At 73.2% G+C, this 4009-nt stretch carries 3 protein-coding genes; 1 reads left to right on the top strand and 2 read right to left on the bottom strand.

Annotation, left to right across the window (positions count from 1 at the left end; genetic code table 11):
* The first annotated feature begins 363 nt into the window (after window positions 1-363).
* Window positions 364-840 carry a hypothetical protein gene (locus tag B9S61_RS01910; protein ID WP_360506341.1) on the top strand — a complete coding sequence of 159 codons (477 nt, stop codon included), beginning with the start codon at window positions 364-366 and terminating at the stop codon, window positions 838-840.
* Window positions 841-846: 6 nt separating this feature from the next.
* Here B9S61_RS01910 and B9S61_RS01905 read toward each other — a convergent pair whose 3' ends face one another.
* Both B9S61_RS01905 and B9S61_RS01900 read right to left on the bottom strand, forming a co-directional pair.
* The gene (locus tag B9S61_RS01905; RefSeq protein WP_103540623.1) at window positions 847-2589 is read right to left on the bottom strand and encodes a pyruvate dehydrogenase; all 1743 of its coding nucleotides are present in this window, start codon (window positions 2587-2589) and stop codon (window positions 847-849) included.
* Between the two features lie 66 nt (window positions 2590-2655).
* Window positions 2656-3927: a protein phosphatase 2C domain-containing protein gene (locus tag B9S61_RS01900; protein WP_258039505.1), complete on the bottom strand. Its 1272-nt coding sequence runs from the start codon at window positions 3925-3927 to the stop codon at window positions 2656-2658.
* Between the last annotated feature and the right edge of the window lie 82 nt (window positions 3928-4009).

Below are 4009 nucleotides of genomic sequence, written 5' to 3'. Positions count from 1 at the left end.
CTCCCGGCGGGCCCACGAGCGCCTCCGCGACGACCGGCCCCACCCCGACGAACCGGAGTGGCACCGTCTCACCCTCCCCTTCCCCCTCCGGCTCCCGCACGGCCACCGGCTCCACCCCCCGCTCCACGACGCCGGGCGCAGGCCCCGGCCCCGGCTCCCCCCGGACGGGAGCACGCCGCTTCCTCCCCGCCGGAGTCGAAGGCGCGGCCCCCCGCCGGGTCCCCGCCCCTCACCTGGTCCGCCGACTCCCACGTCTGGGCCCACGGGTGCGGTCACGACTACGTCATCGCCAAGCCGCCGAAGCAGGTCCCCCCGCCCCCGGCCCCGCAGGACGCCGGCACCTGGGCCGGGACGCAGTCGGCCGTGCGCGGGGGCGAGACGCTGGTGGAGCTGTCGGTGCAGGGAACGTCCGACACGGCCGTCGTCCTCACCGCGCTACGGGTCCGCGTGGCCGGCCGCACCGATCCCGCGCCGGGGAACGCGTACGCCATGGACCAGGGCTGCGGCGGCGCGCTCACCCCGCGGTACTTCGACGTGGATCTGGACAAGGACCGGCCCATCGCCCGTGCCGTGGCCGGGAACGACGCGGGGACGCCGATCCCGGCCGTGCGGATGCCCTACCGGGTCTCCGCGGCCGACCCGGAGATGCTGAGGGTCACCGCCCGGACCACGGGCTGCGACTGCCGCTGGTACCTGGAGCTGGACTGGTCCTCGCAGGGCCGGTCCGGAACGGTCCGCGTCGACGACCACGGCCGGCCGTTCCGCACCAGCGGCGTCCGCGGCCTGCCGCACTACGAGTACGGCACCACCGCGCGCGGCTGGCGGTCCCGCACGGGGTGAACGCCCTCACGGCCGGGGCACGTTGCGCAGATTGGACCGGGCCATCTGCACCATCCGGCCGACCCCGCCGTCCAGCACGATCTTGGATGCGGACAGGGCGAAGCCGGTCACCATCTCCTTGCTGATCTTCGGCGGGATGGAGAGCGCGTCGGGGTCGGTGACGACGTCGACCAGGGCCGGGCCCTTGTGCTTGAACGCGGACTTCAGCGCTCCGGCGAGGTCCTTCGGCTTCTCCACCCGCACCCCGTAGGCACCGCACGCACGGGCGACGGCGGCGAAGTCGGGGTTCTTCAGGCCGGTGCCGTACGAGGGCAGTCCCGCGACCAGCATCTCCAACTCCACCATGCCGAGGGACGAGTTGTTGAACAGGACCACCTTCACGGGCAGGTCGTACTGCACGAGGGTGAGGAAGTCGCCCATCAGCATGGTGAATCCACCGTCGCCGGACATCGACACGACCTGCCGGCCCCGGTCGGTGAACTGCGCCCCGATCGCCATCGGCAGCGCGTTGGCCATCGAGCCGTGGGAGAAGGAACCGATCACCCGGCGGCGGCCGTTGGGCGAGATGTAGCGGGCGGCCCAGACATTGCACATGCCGGTGTCGACGGTGAACACCGCGTCGTCGTCGGCCATCTCGTCCAGTACGGACGCCACGTACTCGGGGTGGATCGGCACATGCTTCTCCACCTTCCGCGTGTACGCCTTCACCACGCCTTCCAGCGCCTCCGCGTGCTTCTTCAGCATCCGGTCGAGGAACTTGCGGTTGTCCTTGGTGCGGACCCGGGGGGTGAGACAGCGCAGCGTCTCCTTCACGTCGCCCCACACCGCGAGGTCCAGTTTGGAGCGCCGGCCGAGGATCTCGGGCCGCACGTCGACCTGGACGATCTTCACGTCGTCGGGGAGGAAGGCGTTGTAGGGGAAGTCGGTACCGAGCAGGATCAGCAGATCGCACTCGTGGGTGGCCTCGTAGGCGGCGCCGTAGCCGAGCAGTCCGCTCATACCGACGTCGTACGGATTGTCGTACTGGATCCATTCCTTGCCGCGCAGGGCGTGCCCGACGGGCGCCTTGATCTTCCCGGCGAACTCCATGACCTCCGCGTGCGCGCCCTTGGTGCCGGCGCCGCAGAACAGGGTGACCTTCCCGGCCCGGTCGATCATGTCGATGAGGCGGTCGATCTCCTCGTCGCCTGGGCGGACGGTGGGCCGCGAGCTGACCAGCGCGGTCTCGGGGGCCTGGTCCGGGGCGGGTTCGTCGGCGAGGTCGCCGGGGAGGGAGACGACGCTGACACCGGAGCGGCCGACCGCGTGCTGGATGGCGGTGTCCAGCAGCCGGGGCATCTGCTTCGGGCTGGAGATCATCTCGCTGTAGTGGCTGCACTCGCGGAACAGCTGGTCGGGGTGGGTCTCCTGGAAGTAGCCGAGGCCGATCTCGCTGGAGGGGATGTGCGAGGCGAGGGCGAGGACGGGGGCCATGGAACGGTGGGCGTCGTAGAGGCCGTTGATCAGGTGGAGGTTGCCGGGGCCGCAGGAGCCGGCGCAGGCGGCCAGCCGGCCGGTGACCTGTGCCTCGGCCCCGGCGGCGAAGGCGGCGGTCTCCTCGTGCCGGACGTGGATCCAGTCGATGGCGGAGTTGCGGCGCACGGCGTCGACGACCGGGTTGAGACTGTCCCCGACGACACCGTAGAGGCGTTTGACGCCCGCGCGGGTGAGGATGTCGACGAACTGTTCCGCGATGTTCTGTTTGGCCATGGGTTCCGTCTGCCCCTCCGGTGCCGAAGATGCCTGACGGGTTCCATGAAGTCATACCGCGCGCGCTCACGCCTCCCAAACGGCGACGGCCGTACGGTCGTCGGCGTACCCCTTGACCCGTACCTGGGTGTCCGCGAGGAAGGCGGCGAGGCCGGGCGGTCCGGGGCGGGACCACCGCTCGGCCAGGTGGGCGCGGAGTTCCCGCTCGCCCCGCAGCGGGTCGGCGAGGCCGGTGCCGCACAACAGCAGGGTGTCACCCGGCCGGGCTACCGAGGTACGGAAGCGGAAGGGCTCGCGGGGTGGTTCGGGGGCGGGCTCGTAGGGGCTCGGGGGTGCGGGGATGCCCAGGTCCATGGTGAGACGGTCACCGGCGGGGGTCTCGGCGGGCGGCGAGCCGAAGGAGAGCACGGGTTCGCCCCGGACCTGGGCGACCTCGGGCTCGATGTCCTGCCACTCACCGTCCCGCAGCCGGAACAGACCGCCGGGGCCGACACCGAAGAAGACCCGGGTGCGGCATTCGGGGTCGGCGGGCAGCAGGAGACAGCGCAGGCCGGCCGTGTAGGCGTCGGGTTCGAGACCCTGTTCGGCCGCGCCGGCCCGGAGCCTGCCGAGGGTGCGGTCGGTGAGGCGGTGCAGCCCCGACTTGAGGTCGCCGCGCCGGGCGGCCCTTATGTCGTCGACGAGACGGGCGTGGCTGCGCCCCACCGCACCGCCGATCCAGCGGCAGGCCTCGGCGGCGGCCAGGTGCGCCCCGGGCGCGGTCCGGGTGCCGGTCGCGAGTGCCACGAGGAGCAGCGCCCGCTCGCCCGTCCCGAACCGCGCGGTCAGCAGCGCGTCGCGCCGGGGTTCTCCCCGGTAGCGCGCGGAGTCCCCGCGCACGGAGGCGGCCCGCAGGGTGCAGGCACCGTACCGGGCGCCGTCCAGCACGGTGTCCGGCACCAGGCCGTCCAGTCCGTCGGGGTCGGCTTCGGGGAGGGCGGTGGGCTCCGCGTCGTAGGTCGGGGTCCGGGATCCGACGTAGCCACGGGAAGGTGGCGTGGGACGCGGTTCGATGCGGGGGTCGGCGGGTGGCGGCACGTCTGCGGACACGGGGGCGGCACCACCGGTGGCGGCCCGCTGCTCCTCCGGCACCGAGGCGGGAAAGGGCGTCCAGCTACCGAAGGTCATCGGCGGCAGCCCGGCCGGCGTCCCGTCCGGAGCGCCCCGGCCCACGTCCCGCACGCTCCCCCTGTCACCCGCGTCCCCGGTGACACCCCTGCCCTCCGGGGCGCTCCTGCCCCCGATGCCCGGACCCCCCGGACCGTTCCCGGAGGTCCCCCGGCCCCCGTCCTCCGGAATGTCCCGCCCCGCGTTCCCGGGTGCACCCCGGTCCGCGTCCTCGTGGGGGCGTGTCGTGGAGGGCCGGCGGGGTGGTGGCGGG

It is taken from the genome of Streptomyces sp. SM1, assembly GCF_002910825.1.
Taxonomy (GTDB): domain Bacteria; phylum Actinomycetota; class Actinomycetes; order Streptomycetales; family Streptomycetaceae; genus Streptomyces; species Streptomyces okerensis.
The sequence above is the reverse complement of the archived record's forward strand: the minus strand, read 5'-3'. Positions and strand labels throughout refer to the sequence as shown.